Here is a 20,446-nt window from a genome sequence, read left to right on the forward strand (position 1 = left end):
GCTAAAATGAAAAAAATCTTTATAGTACTGCTCTGTTTCTATGGTTCCCTTGGATTTGCACAGGAAGTAGTGCATAATCTGGAGAATTTTGATGAAATAAAGGTATCCAACGGGCTGCAGGTTAGCCTTACCAAAGCCAGTACCAGTAAAGCAGTAGTTACCGGCCAAAATAGGGAAGAAGTGGAGTTTAAAGTTGAGAATGGCGTGCTGAAAATAAAACAAAGTATTGATAATATCTGGAAAGAAGAAGATGTAAGAATAAAGGTATATTATACTCAGGTCCATAAATTGACTGCCGTTCAAAATGCCACAATCAAGGTTCAAAATTTGTTAAAACAGGGAGACCTTGAAATGGAAGTCCAGGAGGGAGCAGAAATCTATGCCGGTATAGAAGTAAACCATTTAACAGCTAAAGCTTTGACTGGTGGAGAAATTGATGTGGAGGGAACTTCTAATCATCAGGATATTACCGTTAGGGCCGGTGGTAAATTTTATGGAGGTAATTTACGTAGCCACAATACAAGTGTTGATATTAGCATGGGAGGCGTGGCAGATGTTCATGCATCTAAGGAAGTCGTTGCAAAAGTAAAAGCTGGTGGCGTGGTAAATGTTTATGGAGATCCAGAGGTTATTGATAAACAAACGGTTTTTGGCGGGAAAGTGATCAGCAAAAACTAAAGTTTTACCTTTGCAGTACATACTTAATTTATGTTACAGGATATTTTAGCGGGAGTACCATTAGGCTTATTTCTTGCCTTTTTGTTTGGACCTGTTTTTTTTGTCTTACTGGAAACGGCTGCCATTAAAGGTTTTCGAGCTGCCTTTGCTCTGGATTTAGGAGTTATCCTTGCAGATATCATCTTTTTGATCATTGCATACTTTAGTACTAATAAACTTTTAGATTCCATTAAAGACGATCCGGGTCTATTTATATTTGGAGGTGCAATTCTTACCACTTATGGCCTTATGAGTTTTATCCAGACTAAGAAAGTGTTTAAAAGGGAAGAAGAGGAAACACCCGAAATAAGGAAGTTTAGCAAAAGCGATTATTTTGGACTTTCTGCTAAAGGCTTTCTGCTAAACTTTATAAATGTAGGGGTTCTTGGATTCTGGCTAGGCCTGGTGATTGTTTTCACTCCTAAAATGAATATGCAAACCGATAGGATTTTGCTGTTTTTTGCTTCGGTTATAGGGACCTACCTGGTAGTGGATATTGTAAAAATACTCTTAGCCAAAAAATTAAACCGTAAATTAACCCCTACCCGAATCTATAAAATGAAAAAAGGTATTAGTATTCTTCTGATATTTTTTGGATGTATCTTAATGTTTCAGGGCGCTTTTCCTAATCAGGCCAGTGAAATTAAAGACCAGATAGAGACCATTACGCCTAACGACAGTGTTGGAAAAATAGAGAACTACTTAGATTGAATAAGCTTGGAAAAGGCATGGACTACTTGAGTTACATGAAACAGTAAATAGCGCATAGAAAACCTTAAAGTAAAGGTAATATTAAAACTAACATGGGATCAAAAGAGTTTCTGGCATCTGTTATTATTAGTCTTACATTTTTATCCCTCGGGTTTATTTTACTGCATTATGAACTAATAGGATATGGCTACTCCTTCTTTGTATTTCTGCCGTTTGTTTTGGGATATACTTTAGGAAAATCAACCATTAAAACATTAAGCCTGTGGGGATTAATTTTATCCCTGGTGATCTTTTTTACTTTACTATTAGCAGGCGGACTGGAAGGAATGGTGTGTATTTTATTGGCTATGCCTTTAATTTTATGTGCAGTTGCAATTGGAGTCCTAATCAAGTATTTACTTATAAAATTCGGCGAAAGTTCAAAAAAAGAGAATCTTGGGAAGAATGCTCTTTTTCCATTATGCTTATTTTTAGCAATTGGATTTGGAGAAAATCAGGCTATGGGAGATCAAAAGGATGAAATTGAAGTAAAGTCTTCCATAGTTCTGCCATATTCCCCAATGCAGGTTTATAATATGATAAAATCTGTTGATACCCTAAATGCTGAAAAGCCATTTTTAATGAAACTTGATTTACCAGTTCCTCAAAAATGTGTTTTAGATGAAGAAAAAGTGGGAGGAATAAGGACATGTTATTTTGAAGGTGGGCAAATAATAGAAAGAATTACTGCGTTGCAAAAAGGTAAAATTCTAAAAATGGATGTTATAGATTATCAGTTAACCGGGAGAAAATGGCTTGGATTTAAAGAAGCAATTTATTTATTTGAAGAATTGGAAAGCGGGGAAACAAAAATGACAAGAATAACCACCTATACCTCCAAATTATATCCCAGAATTTATTGGGAGAGCCTAGAAAAGATAGGAATAGAACAGGAACACGAATATGTTTTTAAAAATTTAGAAAAAGATTTAAAAAATGCATATCATCATTAGCCGTTAAGCCAACTAAAAGCACTGCTCCAAGCTAGTGATATACGACCATTTACTGCATAAAACCAAAAAAAGTGCTGGTTTACTGAAGAACTTTTCTGGCCTTTTTACCTCCTGGACTGGGTATGAACACTGGAATTTTGGCAGTGATTAGTGAATATTAAAAAAGCTCCCGTTTAAAAGGAAGCTTTTTGAGGCATCGAGCGGATTCGAACCGCTGTACAAGCTTTTGCAGAGCTCTGCCTAGCCACTCGGCCACGATGCCATTTTGGTTGGCAAATGTAATAAAATTTTATAATCTGCCATCAAAAAACTAGCGGGATTTCTTACGGCGAACCGTAACCATGGCAACATTGCCACCAATAGGCGGGTTTATTTTTGAAACATCCACCTTTACCTTTTTTACCAGCTCGATTTCTTCAAGCGTCCTGTTGATAATCCTTTCGGCTACATTTTCAAGAAGTTTGGAGCGAATAGCCATCTCCTCCTTTACGATTTTATTAAGGTGAACGTAGTCTATAGTATCGGTGAGGGCATCTGTTTTAGAAGAGTGAGATAAGTCTCCCTTTACACTAAGGTCCACACGGTAATCACTACCTATTTTTCCCTCTTCATCCAGGCAACCATGATAGGCAAAAACCCTTATATTTTTTAATTTTATTGTTCCCAATGCTCAACTTTTTGGCAAAGATAGCTTCTGCTGCCAAGAGAATCAATCCTGCGGCTTTAAAATTAACGATTCTTATAAGCCGGGAATATTTAAAGCGATCTTATTTTTGATAACTTTGCGCTTTATTTAATTATTGTTATGTCTGAAGTAAAAAGATCACTCAATTTTATTGAGCAAATTATAGAAGAAGACCTTAAAGCCGGTTACAGCAGGGAAGAATTGAAATTTAGGTTTCCTCCTGAGCCTAACGGATACCTGCATATTGGCCACGCTTCTTCCATCTGCCTGAATTTTGGATTAGGAGAGAAGTATGATGCCCCCGTTAATTTGAGGTTTGATGACACCAACCCCATAAAAGAAGAACGTGCATACGTAGAAGCTATTAAACGAGATGTGGAGTGGCTGGGATATAAATGGGCCAAGGAATGCTATGCTTCAGATTATTTTCAGCAGTTGTATGCCTGGGCGGTGGAAATGATTAAAAACGGGGATGCTTATGTAGATAGCCAGACTTCAGAGCAAATAGCAGAACAAAAAGGCACTCCTACAGAACCGGGCAAGGAAAGTCCTTACCGCAATCGTTCCGTAGAAGAAAACCTGGAGCTTTTTGAAAAAATGAAGAATGGGGAAACTGCTGAAGGCGCACATGTTCTTAGGGCAAAAATAGATATGGCTTCTCCCAATATGCTTATGAGGGATCCCGTGATGTACCGGTGCCTGCACAAAAAGCATCACAGGACCAATGATGAATGGAAAATTTATCCCATGTACGACTGGGCGCATGGCGAAAGTGATTTTATTGAACATATCTCCCATTCCTTCTGTACCTTAGAATTTTTGCCACACCGGGAGCTGTATAACTGGTTTGTGGAAAAAGTAAGCAAACCTGAAGATTTTAAACCCAAGCAAAGGGAGTTTGCCAGGAGAAATTTAAGCCACACCGTTGTAAGTAAAAGAAAACTGCTTCAGTTAGTCGAAAAAGGCATTGTTACAGCTTGGGACGATCCCAGGATGCCAACAATTTCAGGTTTGCGCAGGAGAGGCTATACCCCGGCTTCTATTCGGAATTTTGCCGAATCTATTGGAGTAGGAAAACGCGAGAATGTAATAGATGTGTCTCATCTGGAATTCTGCATTAGGGAAGATCTAAATAAGACAGCTCCCAGGGTGATGGGTGTTTTAGATCCGGTAAAAGTTATTATTACCAATTATGAAGAGGGAAAAGAGGAGTGGTTGGAAGCAGAGAACAATCCTGAAGATGAAAGTGCAGGTTTCCGGGAAGTACCTTTTGCAAGAGAAATATATATTGAAAGGGAAGACTTTAAAGAAAGTGCGAACCGTAAATTTTTCAGGCTTACCCTGGGAAAAGAGGTAAGGCTTAAAAATGCTTATATCATAAAAGGGGAAGATGTTGTTAAGGATGAACATGGCAATATTGTGGAAATTCATTGTAGCTACGATCCAAAAAGTAAAAGCGGAAGCGGGACTCCGGAATCCCTGCGGAAGGTGAAAGGTACCCTGCACTGGGTTTCAATAAAACATGCTTTTAAAGCTGAAGTGAGGCTCTATGACAGGCTTTTTTCTGAAGAAGTACCCGATGGCGATAAAGAAAAGGATTTTGTTGATGTAATTAATCCGGAATCGCTCAAAGTGATTACGGGATATCTCGAGCCTGGCCTTAAAGATGCTAAAGTTATGGAACATTTCCAGTTTCAGAGAATAGGCTACTTTTGTGTGGATAAAGATTCCACAGCAGAGAAAATAGTCTTTAACCGTACAGTGACGCTGCGTGATTCCTGGGGTAAAAAGAGCAAAAACTAAGATATTTTTCCTAACTTCCTTTTTAAGAATATTTTAGCAAAGGATTTTAACATATTAACCGGTTATTAACAGGCATAGAAGCAGTGTTCGGTTATCTTTGCTAGAAGTATAAACTTTAAACAACTAACTATTATGGCAAATACAGGAAGCACTTTAATGGCATTAATAACTGGTGCTGCTATTGGAGCAGGTCTAGGAATGTTATATGCTCCGGAGAGCGGGGAACAAACCAGAAAGAAGATTAGAGAAGAATCAGATAAGGCTCAGAAAAATTTCAATAAGAAATATAAAGAAACTTCTTCAAATTTATCTGAAAAGGCTAAAAAGGCGCGCCTGGATTTTGAAGCCCGACTTGAAGAAACATTATCCTCAGCAAGTTATAAGGCAGATGATATTTTATCTGCAATGGAATCTAAGCTGGAGGAGCTTAGAAAGCAAAATGCAAAATTACAAAAGGACACCAAAACTGAAGAAGTTAAAGCCACAGCTAATAAGGCGGTAGTATAAGATAATATATGGCATTTGAGAAACTGAGCAACAGTATAACAGAATTAAATGAAAATATCCAGACGCTTACTAAAAGCAATGCTGAATATTTCAAATTAAAATTCTTCAAGCAGGGTATCAAAGGTGCCATTGGATTGGTGAATGCTTTACTCCTGTTTTTCTTTGGGGTATTTGCATTGCTGTTTATTTCCTTTGCGGCTGCCGTAGCTATCAGTACAGCATTGGATAGTCCCAGTGCAGGTTTCTGGATAGTGGCAGGTTTCTATATTTTAATCTTAATTCTCATATTGCTATTTAGAAAGAAATTAGGAAAAGTAATCCTAACTAAGGCTTCTGAAGCTTTTTTCAATTAAAAATAGATGATGAAAAAGAGATATACCAACTTTAAGGAAATAGACAGGGATTTGAAAATCCTGAAACTACAAACCGAAATTGATAAGGAAGAAGTAAAACTAAGTATAGATCAGGTTAAAGCCAACATGTCTCCTGCATCTTTGGTAAGCAGCCTTTTTGGAAGTATGGTACAACGTGCCTTGGTGATGAAAGCAGCTTCTAAAATTTTCGGCCTTAAAAAACTTGTTTCTTCTAAATAATTTTTCAGATAGATTTATAAGCACAGGCCTTTGAAATCTTCAAAGGCTTTTTTTATTAAAACTATCTCCTTTATAACAATTTACTATCACAAAAGGCTTTGTTTAAGCGCCTCTGTGAAACAAAAAATACATATTGATATAGAAGTTCCTGAAGAAATAAAAACGGCTTTTAAAGCTACTGAAATAGCAATAACTCTTGAAGAAGATAAATATTAAAAAACCCGAAACTTTGTAGTTCCGGGCCTTTGAAAATTTTTATAAAGTCTCTATAGCTTTTTTTATTCTGGCCAGCGTTTCGTTTTTGCCTATAAGTTCAGCTATCTTGTATAGGTCTGGTCCCTGTAGTGCTCCCACTAATGCCAGGCGCAGGGGCTGCATTACTTTTCCAAAACCAACTTCCTTTTTACCAATCCATGCCTTTACTTTGCCTTGAATATTTTCAGCATCCCAGTTTTCCACTGTTTCCAGTTCCTGTTTTAATTCTTCCATTAAAGCTGAAGTATCTTCCTTCCATGCCTTTTTGCTGTTTTTAGGATCGTATGAAGTAGGGGAGAGGAAAAAGAAATAAGCCTGCTCCCATAAATCCTGTACAAAAACCGCGCGCTCTTTTACCAGTTCCACTATGCCGCTAACATAACTTTGATCTGGAGTAAAGCCTTTACTTTCCAGAAGCTTCATGAAGCTGGAAGATAATAATTTATTGTCTGCTTCTTGAAAATAATGTTGCTGGAACCATTTTGTTTTTTCCGGATCAAATTTAGCCCCTCCTTTGTGAACACGAGTAAGCTCAAATTCCCGGATTAATTCTTCAATATTAAAAAATTCCTGTTCTGTACCGGGGTTCCATCCAAGAAATGCTAACATGTTAGTAACCGCCTCCGGAAAATATCCTTCCTCACGATAACCACTAGATACTTCTCCCGTTTTAGGATCCTTCCATTCCAGAGGGAAAACAGGAAATCCTAATTTATCCCCGTCGCGTTTACTTAATTTCCCTTTTCCCTGGGGCTTGAGAATTAGTGGTAAATGGGCGAATTCCGGCGCCTTCCATCCAAAGGCCCTATATAGCATTATATGAAGTGCAAGTGAAGGCAACCACTCCTCACCCCTAATAACATGTGTAATTTGCATTAGATGGTCATCTACGATATTCGCGAGATGATAGGTGGGCATTCCGTCACTTTTATATAACACCTTATCATCTAAAATGCTGGTATCTATTTGCATATCTCCCCTTATTTCATCCTTAATATGGAGCATTTCTTTAGGAGGAGATTTAAATCGTACCACATAAGGTTCCCCCCCCTCAATTCTCTTAGAAACCTCTTCCTGGGAAAGAGACAGGGAATTCTTCAGCTTTTCCCTATTGTGCCAATTATAAATAAAGGTTTTTCCATTGGCCTCATGCTCTTTTCGATGCTCGTCTAATTCTTCTGCAGTATCAAAAGCAAAATAAGCTGCCTTAGATGCGATAAGCTTATCTGCAAATTTCTTATATTTTTCTTTTCTTTCACTTTGGCGATAAGGACCAAAGTTTCCTTCCTTTCCTGGACCTTCGTCAAAGGGTATTCCACACCAGTTAAGGGATTCTATTATATAAGCTTCAGCACCTTCCACATAACGGTTTTGGTCTGTATCTTCTATTCTTAATATAAAATCTCCATTATGTTTTTTAGCAAAAAGATAATTAAATAAGGCTGTTCTTACCCCTCCTATATGTAAAGGGCCGGTAGGGCTGGGGGCAAAACGTACTCGTACTTTAGCGGGCATAATCTTAAAATTTTGCCTCAAAGATACAACCTTATTAAAGTAATCCTAAATCTATTGCAAAGGCATTTTATCATCTTAACGCAGCCATTCAGGCTAATACAAAGAGATCTAAAAATATTGTATTTTTAAGGGCAAACTAATGGAGAAGAATGGATAGTTTCAGGATTGTACAGGATAAGCTGGAAGCTTTTATCCGTAAATATTATTTAAATCGGTTGTTGCGGGGGCTTATTTTGTTCCTGGCGGTGGGTTTGCTTTATTTCCTCTTAACCCTTGGGATTGAATATTTCTTTTGGCTTAGTAGTAAAGGAAGAGCTATATTATTTTGGTTGTTCATTTTTGCAGAAGTGATACTTCTAATAAAGCTTATCATTATTCCACTGGTGAAACTTTTTAAGTTATCTAAAGGATTGAATGAAGTGGAAGCCTCCAGGATTATTGGTCGGCATTTTCCCAAGGTTAATGATAAACTTTTGAATGTACTTCAGCTTAAGAAGGATAAAAATCAATCAGATTTGTTGCTTGCAGGGATAGAGCAAAAAGCAAAACAACTGCAACCTGTTCCATTTTCTGCGGCTATTAATTTCCGCGAAAATTTAAAGTATCTCAAGTTTGCCGCATTTCCTGTGGTAATCATCGCTGCCTTGCTGTTTACCGGTAATTCTTCTTTCTTTTCTGATAGTTATGAGCGTGTATCTCACTATAATAAGGTTTATCAACCACCAGCGCCTTTTAACTTTATTATACTTAATGACTCTCTGGTTGTAAAGGAAAATGAAGATTTTAAATTAAGGGTTTCTACTACAGGAAGAATAGCCCCGGCTCAAATCTCCTTGAGTTACGACGGAAAGGTTTATGTAATGAAAAATGAAGAACCTGGAATTTTTGGTTATACATTTAAAAACCCACAAGAAAATTTTTCCTTTTACCTGGAAAGTAACCAGGTGAATTCTGGCCCTTATCATGTAACCGTGAAGAAGGTCCCAAAACTGATAAATTTTGTGATGAATCTGGATTACCCAGCCTACACAAAAAAGAAGGATGCCCGTATAAGTGGTACTGGAAATGCCCAAATTCCTGAAGGAACCATAGTGCACTGGCTTTTTCAAACCAGGCAAACCAAAAATATCAATTTTACCAGCGAAGATACTGTAGTGAAGTTGAGCTCTGCCGGAGGAAATTTTAAATATAGCCTGCCCGTATTTTCAAATATGAATTATAAAGTTGGAACTTCTAATGATGAGGTATCCAATTATGAGCAGCTGTCTTATCAACTTAAGGTTAAACAAGATGAGTATCCTAAAATTTTGGTTACTCAAAAAATAGATACCCTGGAGGTTGGGACCAGATACTTCAGGGGGAAAGTTTCAGATGATTATGGCTTAAGCAGGCTTAAAATAATTTATTATCCTGAAGGAAGTAAGGAGCAGGCCCAGCAAGTTCCCATTGCTGAAACTGGGGGCCTTGTAGATGAATTCCTCTTTGTTTTTCCAGGGGAATTAAATTTGGAAAGAGGGGTAAATTATAACTTCTATTTTCAGGTGTTTGATAATGATGGAATAAATGGTGCTAAATCATCAAATAGTGAAGTATTTTCTTACAAGAAGAAGACCTATGAGGAAATAAAGGAAGAGCATCTGGAACAGCAGGCCGAATCTATCAACCAGATGAACAATTCTCTGAAGGAGATCAATCTCAATGAAATACAACTTGAGGAACTTTTAAAAATTCAAAAAGAAAATCCAGAACTTAGTTATAGTCAACGCAAAGAGCTGGAAGATTTTATTAAGCGGCAGAAAAGGCAGAATGAAATAATGCAAAATTATTCTGAAAAATTAAAAAATAGTCTGGAGAATCCTGGAGAGGAAAAAGATTCATCTTCTAAGGAATTGCAAAGAAGAGTACGTGCCAATGAAGAACAATTGACTAAAAATGAGACAATGCTGGAAGAATTGCAACGTATGACTGAAAAAATAAGCAGGGAAGAATTGGGTGAAAAACTGGAGCAGATGGGAAGGAAGAGTAAGACGGATAAAAGAAATCTCGAGCAGTTGTTGGAATTGACCAAGCGTTATTATGTAGAAGAAAAAAAACAAAAACTTGCCAGAGATCTGAGCAGGTTATCAGAGAAACAGGAACAATTAAGCGGGCAGGAAAATCAGAGCGTTCAGGATCAGGAAAAACTGACCCAAGAATATGAGGATTTTGGGGAGCAAATGAATGAATTGGAAAAAGCTAATGAAGCTTTAAAATCCCCGAAGGATCTGGGTAGAGAAAAGGCTGATGAGGAAGATATAAAATGGGATCAGCAGGGAGCTGAACAAGAGCTTAAGGAAGGTAATGCAAAGAAGGCAGAAGGAAAACAAAAAAGTGCCGCAGAAAAGATGCAGGGAATGAGCAAACGAATGCAGCAGCAGAGTGCACAACAGCAAGGGGATCAATTAAATGCTGATATTGAAACCCTGAGGCAGATATTGGATAATCTTTTAAATTTTTCGTTTGAACAGGAAGACCTCCTAAAACAATTTAGGAATATTGAGGAGTCAAATCCCATTTATGCCAACAAATTAAGAAAACAAAATGTGCTAAAAGAACATTTTCAGCATATAGATGACAGTCTTTATACCCTGGCCTTGAGCAACCAGATGATTAATGAGGAAATAACCCAGAACCTTACCAATATTGAGTATGATCTTGATAAGGCGTTGGAAAGATTATCAGAAAATGAAATTCCCCAGGGAACAGCTAGTCAGCAATATGTGGTAACCCGGTCTAACAACCTGGCTTATCTCTTAGACAGAATATTAGAAACTATGCAACAAATGGCTAATCCGCAAATGGGAGACGGTGCCGCGGGAGAAGAAATGCAGCTTATGGATATTATCCAAAAGCAGGAAAGTTTGCAGGAACAAATGCAGGAAGGAATAAAGAAAAGCCAGGGTAGGGGTGAAAATAATAAGCAATCTGAAGAAGGCCTTAATGGAGTTTTATTTGAAATTTATAAAGAGCAGCAAAGGCTTAGAGAAGAACTGGAACGGATTATGGAGCAAGAAGGAGCGGGTAAAAATGGAAACCCTATTCAACGAAAAATGGAAGAGCTGGAAAAGGAGTTGCTGGATAAAAAATTTAATGCTCAAAATTTGGAAAAAATGCTCGATCTTCAGCATGAATTAATGAAGTTTAAAGATGCTAAAATTGAGCAGGGAGAGGATAATAAAAGAATTTCAACTACAAATATAAAGGCATATTCCAACAAGAAGGAAGCAGATATTTCCCGTGCTAAAGAATATTTTAATACTACAGAAATTTTAAACAGACAAATATTACCTTTGCGGCAAATATATAAGCTTAAAGTAAAGGAGTATTTTGATGGAGCAAAAGATTAATTTTTATTCCGAGAATAATTTTATCCTAGAGGAAGAGGAGGAGTATGAAAAATGGATTAAGAGCCTCATAGTATCGGAGGGAAAAAAAACTGGGGAAATTAGCTATATTTTTTGCGATGATGCTTACCTGCATAAGATAAATCAGGAATATTTAAATCACGACACGTATACGGATATTATCAGTTTTGATGATTCTATAGGTAATATAGTACAGGGAGATATTTTTATAAGTACAGAGCGAGTTGCAGAAAATGCCATGGAATATAATGTTAGTTTTAATGAGGAGCTAAGGCGCGTTATGGCCCATGGGATACTTCATTTTTGCGGGTACAAGGATAAAACTGAAAGTGAAACTGCTTTAATGCGACAGAAGGAAGACGAGAAGATTAAATTGTTCCACGTGGAACAATAAAAAAAAAGAAGGTTTATATGTTCGAAAAGAGATATGATGTCATAGTTGTGGGAGCCGGCCATGCCGGTAGCGAAGCAGCCGCGGCTGCAGCCAATATGGGATGTAAAACGCTTCTGGTTACTATGAACTTGCAGAATATCGCTAAAATGAGCTGTAATCCTGCTATGGGGGGAATTGCAAAGGGACAGATTTTGCGTGAGATTGATGCCATGGGAGGTTATAGCGGTTTAGTTAGTGATACCAGCGCTATCCAGTTTAAAATGCTTAATAAATCAAAAGGGCCAGCTATGTGGAGCCCACGTGTGCAGAGTGATCGAATGCGTTTTTCTGAAGATTGGAGGCTAAGGCTGGAGCAAACTTATAATCTTGATTTCTATCAGGAAATGGTGGCTGGCTTAATAATTGAAAATAATAAAATTACCGGGGTAAAGACTTCTTTAGGCCTGGAAATTAAGGCTAAAAGCGTTGTGTGTACTAACGGAACTTTTTTAAACGGCCTTATACATATAGGAGATAAAAACTTTGGCGGGGGTAGGGCAGGAGAAAAGGCTGCTACGGGAATTACCAAAGATCTTATTGATGCTGGTTTTGAAGTGGGAAGGATGAAAACGGGTACCCCTCCAAGGGTAGATGGGAGGTCCCTTGACTATTCCAAAATGACGGAACAGCCCGGGGATGAAAATCCCGGTAAATTCTCATATTCTGATGAAACAAAACCTCTGAAAAAGCAGCGTTCCTGTTATATGACATATACCTCTAATGAGGTCCATGAAATTTTAAAGGAGGGTTTTGACAGGTCTCCTATGTTTAATGGCAGGATTAAAAGCATAGGTCCAAGATACTGCCCTTCAATAGAAGATAAAATAAATCGTTTTGCCGATAAGGACCGGCACCAGCTTTTTGTAGAGCCTGAGGGCTGGAACACGGTAGAAGTTTACGTAAACGGTTTTTCAACTTCCCTACCGGAAGATGTTCAGTTTAAAGCATTGCGATCTGTGGCTGGTTTTGAAAATGTAAAGTTCTTTCGTCCCGGGTATGCTATAGAATATGATTATTTTCCTCCTACTCAGTTAAAACATACGTTAGAAACTAAGCTAGTGAAGGGTCTTTATTTTGCGGGACAAATTAATGGAACCACCGGTTATGAGGAAGCGGCCTGCCAGGGATTAATGGCTGGAATTAATGCCGCGCTTAAAGTGCAGGAGAAGGATGAATTTGTTCTAAAGAGAAATGAGGCATATATAGGGGTTTTAATCGATGATTTAATTACTAAAGGAACTGAGGAGCCCTATAGGATGTTTACTTCCCGTGCGGAATATCGAACGCTCCTACGCCAGGATAATGCCGATTTCAGGTTGACTGAACGTTCTTATAAATTAGGTTTGGCTTCTGAAGGGCGCATGAGGCGAATGGAGGAGAAGAAAGAAAAGTCCCTGGGTTTTGTCAAGTTTCTAAAAGATAAAAGTGTGACGCCTGAATACTCAAATCCTGTTCTAAAAGATAATAATTCAGCTTTGGTGAAGCAGAGTGATAAAATTTTCAAAATCTTTTCGCGTCCCAATATTACTATGGAAGATATCAGGAATTTTCCCGGCGTGGAAGAATATATCCTGCAGAATGATCTGGATGAAGAAATGCTGGAACAAACCGAAATTCAGGTGAAATATTCTGGGTATATTGAAAAGGAAAAAAATAATGCAGATAAATTGAATCGCCTGGAAGAGGTTAAAATTCCTTTAAATTTTGACTACTCTAAAATAAAATCCATGTCCTTTGAGGCCAGGGAGAAATTAAATAAAGTGCAACCTACTTCAGTTTCCCAGGCTTCAAGAATTAGTGGGGTGAGTCCAAATGATATCTCCGTTTTATTGGTCTATATGGGTAGATAATCCTAAATTGTTCCACGTGGAACTAATGCCGTTTTAAATGCGTAACAAACCTTTGCTCATCTTTATAATTCTACTTCAAAGTGCTTGTATTACCACCCATAGTGTACCAGATATGGGGCACTCCCAGGTAATCGCTTCTAATAAAGAGAATGGCAGCAACGTATTTAAATTTCAAAGTAAATTAAAAAAAGAAAAAACACGTAACTGGATTAGAAACTACCTGGGGCTTCCTAAGAATAATGATCTTGTAAATACTGAGGTGAAGTTATTTCCAGATGTGGACTATATTTTTATCATTACTGTAAATCTTGCTCATGACCGCGAAGAAACTCTTTATCTCCACGAGTTTTTTGATAAGGACCGGAAGCTGGAAACCGAAGAGGGGCCTGTAAAATTTTTTGTGTCTATTCAGGTGATAGATCAATTTGGAGTAGATCATTTAAGCAGTAGCTCTATTTTCCAGGAAAAAGTGCACCAGTATCTTTTAAATCTTGAAAAAGAATTCAATGATTTTTCCCGAAAATATCCTGAACAAAATTACTTTAATGGCTAATTCTCCATATATTTCCTGCAAAGATTATTTGGTTTCAGGCGAAACATTTGAGCTATTTCGGCATCCGGAATATGAAATTTTAGAAACCAAACCCATACCCGTAAACTTGCCCTCCTACTATTCCAGTGAGGAGTATATTTCCCATACCGATTCAAAAAAAACGATTATCGAAAAGATATATCAGCAAGTGAAAGAATATATGCTGAAGAAGAAGCTTGGTTGGATCAAAAAGTATAAAAAATCAGGAAGAATTTTAGATGTGGGAGCGGGAACGGGAGATTTTTTAAATACTGCCCGAAAGAATGGATTTAGTGCATTGGGCATAGAACCAAACAAAATGGCAAGATTTAAAGCGCAATCAAAAGGCATTTCCCTGGTTCGGGATTATGAGCAGCTTGAAATTAATAAATTTGATGTTATTAGCTTATGGCATGTTCTGGAGCATTTAAAAGATCCTGTAGCCGAAATAAATATTCTTTATAATTTATTAGCGGAAGATGGAATTCTAATTATTGCGGTACCAAATTTTAAAAGTTTTGATGCCATCCATTATGAAGAATTTTGGGCTGCTTACGATGTGCCCAGGCATCTTTTTCATTTTTCACAGGAAGGCATGAAAGCGATATTTTTAAAAGGAGGATTTTCATTAATAGAAACAAAACCGCTGCTTTTTGATTCCTATTACGTGAGCCTGCTTTCGGAGAAAAACCGCACAGGATCTGCTAATTTTTTAAGAGCTTTTAAAACCGGATTAAGATCTAATTTAAAAGCAAAATCTTCCACAGAATATTCTTCCCTTACCTATTTCTTCAAAAAAACCTGAAAAAATTGCTCATCTTCTTCAGAAGGAAGAATATTATTTTAGATGATTCATTATATGTACTTCTAAAGAAAATGCCTTACAGGGCTTTATTTTAGTTCACATTTCATAGAGAATATTTATTTTTATTAAGTACATTATAGATATTTTTGAATGAATCTTAGTTTATGTAATTCCAAATCCAATCCCCTTTTTATAATTTAACTTTCTTACATTTGCGCAAAATTTAATTAAAATAGGTTATGAAAAAATTTTTAGCAGTTTTAGTTCTTGGAGTTTTGTTTACTTCCTGTAACCAAGAAAAAACAGCGTATGTAGACACTACAAAACTGATTAAGGAGTATAAGGAGATGGAAGAAGTGCAGGCAGAATTTACCTCAAAATCAGATTCTGTAAGAGCGCAGTTAGATTCTGCAGCCAGGGCTTTCCAGCAGGAAGTGCAGGCATACCAGTCTGAGATGAATTCTCTTAGCCAGGGCCAGCGTCAGGAAAAGGAGCAGGAACTAATGAGAAAGCAGCAAATGTTGCAACAGCAACAACAAATGCAGGGTGGCCAGCTACGGGAGCAAAGCGATGCAGTGATAGATTCTATTGTTACCAAAGTAAAAGATTATGTGAGGAATTATGGTGAAGAAAACAACTACACCTATATTTTTGGTTCAAACGAATCTGCAAATATAATGTACGCTAAGGATGGAAAAGATTTAACAGAGGAGATTCTTGAAAAATTAAATTCAGAATATAGCGCTGAATAATCCTTTAGATTTTTAGAAAGATAAGGCTGCCATTATGGTAGCCTTTTTTTATGTTCATAAATTTGTGTTAAAGCAATTTTATTGCTACATTAATAAAAAATGCTCATGAAAAGTATCAAAGATGTAATAATTGAACTAAACATTAAAGGAGATGAGCACATACAAAAATCACCATGTAGAAAGAAAAAGAAGAAAACCTAATTTAAAATATCCAAGAAAGGATACCAGATATGATAACCTGGTGGTGGTGTTGTTTTTTATTTTCCTGGTATCTTTATTCTTCCTGCACAGGCTGGCTTAATAAAGCTGGGTTTAGCGCTACGGGATAATGGATTTATGACAACAGAAAAACCCCAAAGATAACCACCATAAAATATCCTGTGATGGTAAATGCCCCGGCATAATCCTTAGCCACTCTTTGTCCAAAAAGGAGCATAAGCAGTACAATGGCTGCAAGAATGCAGGTATACAATGCTAAGCGGGAATTGCCAGAAACAAGTATATTTATAATGCTTACGGCGGCAAGTAATCCTGTAGCTACTTCAAGAATTAAAATTACCGCAACCATAAAAGGAACCATACCTGATAAGAAGGTTTTTGAAAAATGGCCTTTTAACCATTCATTGTTACCATTCCAGTCTGTAGCTTTGTCTAATCCCGATTGGAGAAAAGTTATCAGGATGAACAAAAGTATAAGAATTTCTGTAGGATATAAGGTGAGATTCTCCATAGATTAAGCCGCTTTTTTGTGTAGAAACCTGGTGAGTTTAATGGAAAGATCTGTAAAGATAATTTTCGCATTCCCGTTTCTTTCAATGTGATAAATTGCTTCTTCAAGTGCGCCGGTAATTTGCATAATATTTCCTCCATGAATGAACGGTGCAAATTTTTCCAGTTTAAAACCTGAAGTATTGGGGGAAAGATAGACCAGGTTATCAGCTTTATAATTCATCATTAAAGCCTGCCTGAAAAAATCCATACAATACTGAAGGAAACTTTTTTGCATTTCCCTGCCCATTCCGGCAACTTCCTCGCTCCAGGAAATCAGTTCCAAAACGGTGGCTTTATTACCTTTGGCTTTAAAAGCGGTTCTTACCCATTGTATAAACCATTGCTCAAATTGTTCATCGCCAGAACTTTTTTGTAAAAGATGCAGGGCATTGGTATAGCTTCCATTGGCCTGGTGTGCAAGCTGCAGAGCTTCATTCCTGTCACAATTTTCATCTTTTACAAGACCTTCAGCAATATCGGCTTCTGCCAGTGGCGGAAAGTGTAAGGTCTGGCAGCGGGACCGGATGGTTTGGATAATTTGCTCCTCATCTTCAGTTATTAAAATAAACAGCGTCTTTGTAGGCGGTTCTTCTATAAGCTTCAGCAGTTTGTTGGCAGCCGCAGTATTTAGTTTTTCGGCCATCCATATCAGCATTACTTTAAAGCCTCCTTCATAAGATTTTAAGGAAAGGGATTTTACAATATCCTGCGCTTCATCCACTCCAATCTGCCCCTGTTTCTTTTCTATTCCAATTTCCTGGTACCAATCCAGTAAATCCCCGTAAGGATTTGAAAGTACAAATTTTCTCCATTCAACTAAAAAATTAGAAGAAACCGGATGGCTTTTTATTTTATCATTGGTAGCCACAGGAAATGCAAAATGCAAGTCCGGATGAGAGAGACTAGCAAATTTAAGGTTACAGGAGGCGTTCCCGCGCTCATCTTCAGCATTTAAATTCTTGCAAAGGATATATCGTGCGTATGCAATGGCCATAGGTAAAGTACCGCTGCCACTTTTGCCCACAAATAATTGCGCATGCGGAATCCTGTTCCTGTTAGCGGTGGTGGTAAGGTGATTTTTAAGATGCGGTAATCCTATGATATCTGAAAAAAGCATGAGCAAATATATAATTTATATGCACTTTTATATCTCAGGAAAAAATTATATTTGTAAAGAACCCGTCCTCTAAGGACCATTAACCAACCGGCCTTTAACAGTATTAATTAGCTTTGGGTCGAAAAAACATTTTTAATGAAAACATTAGACGATTACAATTTTAAAGATAAGCAGGCATTGATAAGGGTAGATTTTAATGTTCCCCTTAATGAAGATCTTGAAGTTACAGATGCTACCAGGATTGAAGCTGCAAAACCCACAATTCAAAAAATTCTTGAAGATGGTGGAAGTGTCGTGTTAATGTCACACCTGGGAAGGCCTAAAGGAAATGAAGAAAAATTCTCTCTTCGAAATATTATATCAAAGGTTACAGAAATTATTGGAGTGGAGCCAAAATTCATTGAAGATTGCGTGGGTCCTGATGTGAAAAAAGCTGCAGATGAGCTCAAACCAGGAGAAATCCTGCTATTGGAAAACCTGCGTTTCCATGAAGAAGAGCAGGAGGGAAATAAGGATTTTGCCAAAAAGCTTGCCCATCTTGGAGATATTTATGTTAATGATGCTTTTGGTACGGCTCACCGTGCGCATGCCTCTACGACCATAGTTGCAAAATATTTTAAGGAAAAATGTTTTGGATATCTGCTTGCCAAGGAAATTAAGAGCCTGGATAAAGTGCTGCACAGTAAAGAAAAGCCTGTAACCGCAGTGCTTGGTGGTGCTAAGGTGTCCTCAAAAATTACTGTTATCGAAAATATCCTGGACAAAATAGACCATTTAATCATTGGTGGCGGGATGACCTACACTTTCATTAAAGCACAGGGAGGAAATATTGGAGCCTCCCTTGTAGAGGAAGACAAGCAAAAACTTGCTCTTGAGATTTTAGAAAAAGCCAAACAAAAAGGAGTACAAATACATTTACCGGTAGATTCAGTAATTGCCGATAGTTTTTCTGAACAGGCAAGTACCCAAATTGAAAAAGTAGATCAAATTCCTGCCGGATGGATGGGATTAGATGTAGGGCCGGAAACCCTTCGTAATTTCTCCAAGGTAATTTCAGAATCTAAAATTATCCTTTGGAATGGCCCGCTTGGAGTTTTTGAAATGGATACTTTTGCAAATGGAACTATCGAGATAGGTAAAGCTATTGCAGATGCCACAGCTAAAGGAGCATTTTCACTGGTAGGCGGCGGAGATTCTGTGGCTGCGGTGAAAAAATTTGGGCTGGAAGATAAAGTAAGCTACGTTTCTACTGGTGGTGGTGCCATGTTGGAGATGCTGGAAGGAAAATCCCTTCCCGGTATTGAGGCTATTGGAAAATAAAGGAATGAATTTTGCGTTGATTTAGATCAACATTTAATATTAAACTATGATAAGAAGGGGAATTCTAGTGGTCTTTTCTCTTTTGGCATTTTCCGGATTTGCTCAGGAAAAAAACGCTAAGAAGCAGGTGGAGAAGGCCAATTTCAGGGTGCAGATATTTCAGAAATCAAGCGATACTGAAATAGAACTGGCTGAGCCTGACCCCGAATATAAAAACAGAATCCCTATCTCGGCCGTAGTTAGGGATTCTTCAGTTGTAGCCTTAAAGGATTTGCCCCGCGCAAAAGCTATAGATTCTGTATGGAAATCTGAATTGCTAAATTCCGATCTTTTTGAAACCATTCACCAGGGAATCCTGGAGCAGGATTATTCAGAAGTAGTATATAATGATTTACCTACAGATACGCTAAAAGCCAGGCTTAAAGACCTTAATTCCCGTACCCCTTTTAATATAGAATATAATCCTATTCTTGAGAGTGTTATAAAATCCTATCTTAAGCGAAACAAAAAAGCCATGGAACGTTTAATGGCTTTAAGCGATTATTATTTTCCGCTTTTTGAGCAGGAACTGGACAAATATGATATTCCGCTGGAAATTAAATACCTGGCCATTGTGGAATCTGCTCTTAACCCCAGAGCCCGTTCCCGCGTGGGCGCAACGGGTCTATGGCAATTTATGTTTGCCACCGGGAAAATGCATGATCTAAATGTAAGCTCTTATGTAGATGAGCGTATGGATCCTGTTAAATCTACAGAGGCAGCCGCAAAGTACCTGGCCGCACTCTATAAAACTTTTGGAGACTGGGATCTGGTGCTGGCTTCATACAATTCGGGCCCTGGAAATGTTTCCAAAGCAATAAGAAGAAGCGGCGGATCTGTGGATTACTGGGATTTAAGAAGATATTTGCCTCGGGAAACGGCTGGTTATGTACCGGCATTCCTGGCCACGCTTTATATTTTTGAATATGCAAAGGAGCATAATTTTCAGCCTAACCGTCCGGAGGTGGCTTATTTTGAGACCGATACCATTAGAGTTAAAGATATGCTGGATTTTGATCATATTTCCAGAATCACAGGAACAGATAAGGAGATGCTTCAGTTTTTAAATCCCAGCTATAAATTAAATATTATTCCTTTTGTAAAAGGTGAAAATTATACATTAAGGCTTCCCAGGCCCGCCACCGGAGTTTTTGTAGCTAATGAAGCAGCCATTTATCAATTCGTGGAAAAAGAACTTGCCGAAAAAAAACAGGAACTTCCTAAATACGTGGAAGCAGAAGACAAGGTAAGATACAGGGTACGCAGCGGGGATTATCTTGGCAGGATTGCAGAGAAATATGGAGTGGGCATAAGTGAGCTTAAAAGATGGAATAACTTAAGGAGCAACAATCTTAGAATTGGGCAGTATCTTACGGTTTATCCAAGAAGGCCCGCAGTGGCAAATGCCAGTCCAACCAGTAAAACAAATTCTAATGAAAATAATCCCAAGACCTACACGGTAAAAAATGGAGATTCCCTTTGGAGCATCTCAAAAAAGTTTCCAGGAGTTACGGTACAGAATTTGAGGGTTTGGAATGAAGTGAGTGCTAACAACCTTCGGCCCGGTATGAAACTTAAGGTTTCTAAGGGATAGATTCTAAACCAA

General features: G+C 37.8%; 21 protein-coding genes and 1 tRNA gene. 17 read left to right on the forward strand and 5 right to left on the reverse strand.

Translation table 11 applies throughout. The features are described 5' to 3' along the window. The first annotated feature begins 6 nt into the window (after positions 1-6). From AB8M93_RS08875 to AB8M93_RS08885, 3 genes are all read left to right on the forward strand, one after another. Positions 7-678 carry a head GIN domain-containing protein gene (locus tag AB8M93_RS08875; RefSeq protein WP_373057219.1) on the forward strand — a complete coding sequence of 224 codons (672 nt, stop codon included), beginning with the start codon at positions 7-9 and terminating at the stop codon, positions 676-678. A 30-nt stretch (positions 679-708) separates the two neighbouring features. Next, entirely contained in the window at positions 709-1,428 is a 720-nt protein-coding gene (locus tag AB8M93_RS08880) for a LysE family translocator (RefSeq protein ID WP_373057220.1), read from the forward strand. A 218-nt stretch (positions 1,429-1,646) separates the two neighbouring features. After that, positions 1,647-2,420 (forward strand): hypothetical protein, encoded by a 774-nt coding sequence (locus AB8M93_RS08885; protein WP_373057221.1) that lies wholly within the window; start codon positions 1,647-1,649, stop codon positions 2,418-2,420. Positions 2,421-2,611: 191 nt separating this feature from the next. On the opposite strand, the gene AB8M93_RS08890 is transcribed toward AB8M93_RS08885, so the two are convergent. Next, a tRNA-Cys gene (locus tag AB8M93_RS08890) sits at positions 2,612-2,682 on the reverse strand. 48 nt (positions 2,683-2,730) lie between these two features. Next, positions 2,731-3,087 carry a dihydroneopterin aldolase gene (gene folB / locus AB8M93_RS08895; RefSeq protein WP_373057222.1) on the reverse strand — a complete coding sequence of 119 codons (357 nt, stop codon included), beginning with the start codon at positions 3,085-3,087 and terminating at the stop codon, positions 2,731-2,733. Positions 3,088-3,225: 138 nt separating this feature from the next. Between folB and AB8M93_RS08900 the strand changes: the two genes are divergently transcribed. The 5 genes from AB8M93_RS08900 to AB8M93_RS08920 all read left to right on the forward strand — a co-directional run bounded on the left by AB8M93_RS08900 (position 3,226) and on the right by AB8M93_RS08920 (position 6,224). After that, positions 3,226-4,908, forward strand: a complete 1,683-nt coding sequence (locus AB8M93_RS08900) for a glutamine--tRNA ligase/YqeY domain fusion protein (protein WP_373057223.1) — start codon at positions 3,226-3,228, stop codon at positions 4,906-4,908. Positions 4,909-5,040: 132 nt separating this feature from the next. Beyond that, positions 5,041-5,415: a YtxH domain-containing protein gene (locus AB8M93_RS08905; protein WP_373057224.1), complete on the forward strand. Its 375-nt coding sequence runs from the start codon at positions 5,041-5,043 to the stop codon at positions 5,413-5,415. A gap of 8 nt (positions 5,416-5,423) precedes the next feature. After that, positions 5,424-5,768: a phage holin family protein gene (locus AB8M93_RS08910; RefSeq protein ID WP_373057225.1), complete on the forward strand. Its 345-nt coding sequence runs from the start codon at positions 5,424-5,426 to the stop codon at positions 5,766-5,768. Positions 5,769-5,774: 6 nt separating this feature from the next. Next, positions 5,775-6,008 (forward strand): DUF6327 family protein, encoded by a 234-nt coding sequence (locus tag AB8M93_RS08915; protein ID WP_373057226.1) that lies wholly within the window; start codon positions 5,775-5,777, stop codon positions 6,006-6,008. A gap of 30 nt (positions 6,009-6,038) precedes the next feature. Next, entirely contained in the window at positions 6,039-6,224 is a 186-nt protein-coding gene (locus AB8M93_RS08920) for a hypothetical protein (protein WP_373057227.1), read from the forward strand. A gap of 39 nt (positions 6,225-6,263) precedes the next feature. Here AB8M93_RS08920 and gltX read toward each other — a convergent pair whose 3' ends face one another. After that, on the reverse strand, positions 6,264-7,778 hold the full coding sequence (gene gltX / locus AB8M93_RS08925; RefSeq protein WP_373057228.1) for a glutamate--tRNA ligase: 1,515 nt from the start codon (positions 7,776-7,778) through the stop codon (positions 6,264-6,266). A 149-nt stretch (positions 7,779-7,927) separates the two neighbouring features. On the opposite strand from gltX, the gene AB8M93_RS08930 reads away from it, so the two are divergent. From AB8M93_RS08930 to AB8M93_RS08960, 7 genes are all read left to right on the forward strand, one after another. Further along, positions 7,928-11,164, forward strand: a complete 3,237-nt coding sequence (locus AB8M93_RS08930) for a hypothetical protein (RefSeq protein WP_373057229.1) — start codon at positions 7,928-7,930, stop codon at positions 11,162-11,164. Continuing rightward, a complete protein-coding gene (gene ybeY / locus AB8M93_RS08935; protein WP_373057230.1) occupies positions 11,148-11,576 on the forward strand; it encodes an rRNA maturation RNase YbeY in 429 nt (142 codons plus the stop codon). Before AB8M93_RS08930 ends, ybeY begins: the two co-directional genes overlap by 17 nt. Positions 11,577-11,593: 17 nt before the next feature. Continuing rightward, on the forward strand, positions 11,594-13,465 hold the full coding sequence (gene mnmG, locus AB8M93_RS08940; RefSeq protein WP_373057231.1) for a tRNA uridine-5-carboxymethylaminomethyl(34) synthesis enzyme MnmG: 1,872 nt from the start codon (positions 11,594-11,596) through the stop codon (positions 13,463-13,465). Positions 13,466-13,502: 37 nt separating this feature from the next. Further along, the gene (locus AB8M93_RS08945; RefSeq protein WP_373057232.1) at positions 13,503-14,018 is read left to right on the forward strand and encodes a hypothetical protein; all 516 of its coding nucleotides are present in this window, start codon (positions 13,503-13,505) and stop codon (positions 14,016-14,018) included. Further along, positions 13,972-14,841: a class I SAM-dependent methyltransferase gene (locus tag AB8M93_RS08950; RefSeq protein ID WP_373057233.1), complete on the forward strand. Its 870-nt coding sequence runs from the start codon at positions 13,972-13,974 to the stop codon at positions 14,839-14,841. Before AB8M93_RS08945 ends, AB8M93_RS08950 begins: the two co-directional genes overlap by 47 nt. A 239-nt stretch (positions 14,842-15,080) precedes the next feature. Next, positions 15,081-15,593 carry an OmpH/Skp family outer membrane protein gene (locus AB8M93_RS08955; protein WP_373057234.1) on the forward strand — a complete coding sequence of 171 codons (513 nt, stop codon included), beginning with the start codon at positions 15,081-15,083 and terminating at the stop codon, positions 15,591-15,593. A 151-nt stretch (positions 15,594-15,744) separates the two neighbouring features. Further along, positions 15,745-15,894 (forward strand): hypothetical protein, encoded by a 150-nt coding sequence (locus AB8M93_RS08960; protein ID WP_373057235.1) that lies wholly within the window; start codon positions 15,745-15,747, stop codon positions 15,892-15,894. Positions 15,895-15,927: 33 nt separating this feature from the next. Here AB8M93_RS08960 and AB8M93_RS08965 read toward each other — a convergent pair whose 3' ends face one another. Next, positions 15,928-16,323, reverse strand: coding sequence for a DoxX family protein (locus AB8M93_RS08965; protein WP_373057236.1), 396 nt, complete (start codon positions 16,321-16,323; stop codon positions 15,928-15,930). A 3-nt stretch (positions 16,324-16,326) separates the two neighbouring features. After that, positions 16,327-17,481, reverse strand: coding sequence for a DNA polymerase III subunit (locus AB8M93_RS08970; protein WP_373057237.1), 1,155 nt, complete (start codon positions 17,479-17,481; stop codon positions 16,327-16,329). Between the two features lie 135 nt (positions 17,482-17,616). Between AB8M93_RS08970 and AB8M93_RS08975 the strand changes: the two genes are divergently transcribed. Both AB8M93_RS08975 and AB8M93_RS08980 read left to right on the forward strand, forming a co-directional pair. After that, positions 17,617-18,801, forward strand: a complete 1,185-nt coding sequence (locus tag AB8M93_RS08975) for a phosphoglycerate kinase (protein ID WP_373057238.1) — start codon at positions 17,617-17,619, stop codon at positions 18,799-18,801. A 46-nt stretch (positions 18,802-18,847) separates the two neighbouring features. Beyond that, entirely contained in the window at positions 18,848-20,434 is a 1,587-nt protein-coding gene (locus tag AB8M93_RS08980; protein ID WP_373057239.1) for a LysM peptidoglycan-binding domain-containing protein, read from the forward strand. Positions 20,435-20,446 lie beyond the last annotated feature (12 nt).

It is taken from the genome of Autumnicola aciditolerans (assembly GCF_041679265.1).
In the GTDB taxonomy this organism is placed as follows: domain Bacteria; phylum Bacteroidota; class Bacteroidia; order Flavobacteriales; family Flavobacteriaceae; genus Autumnicola.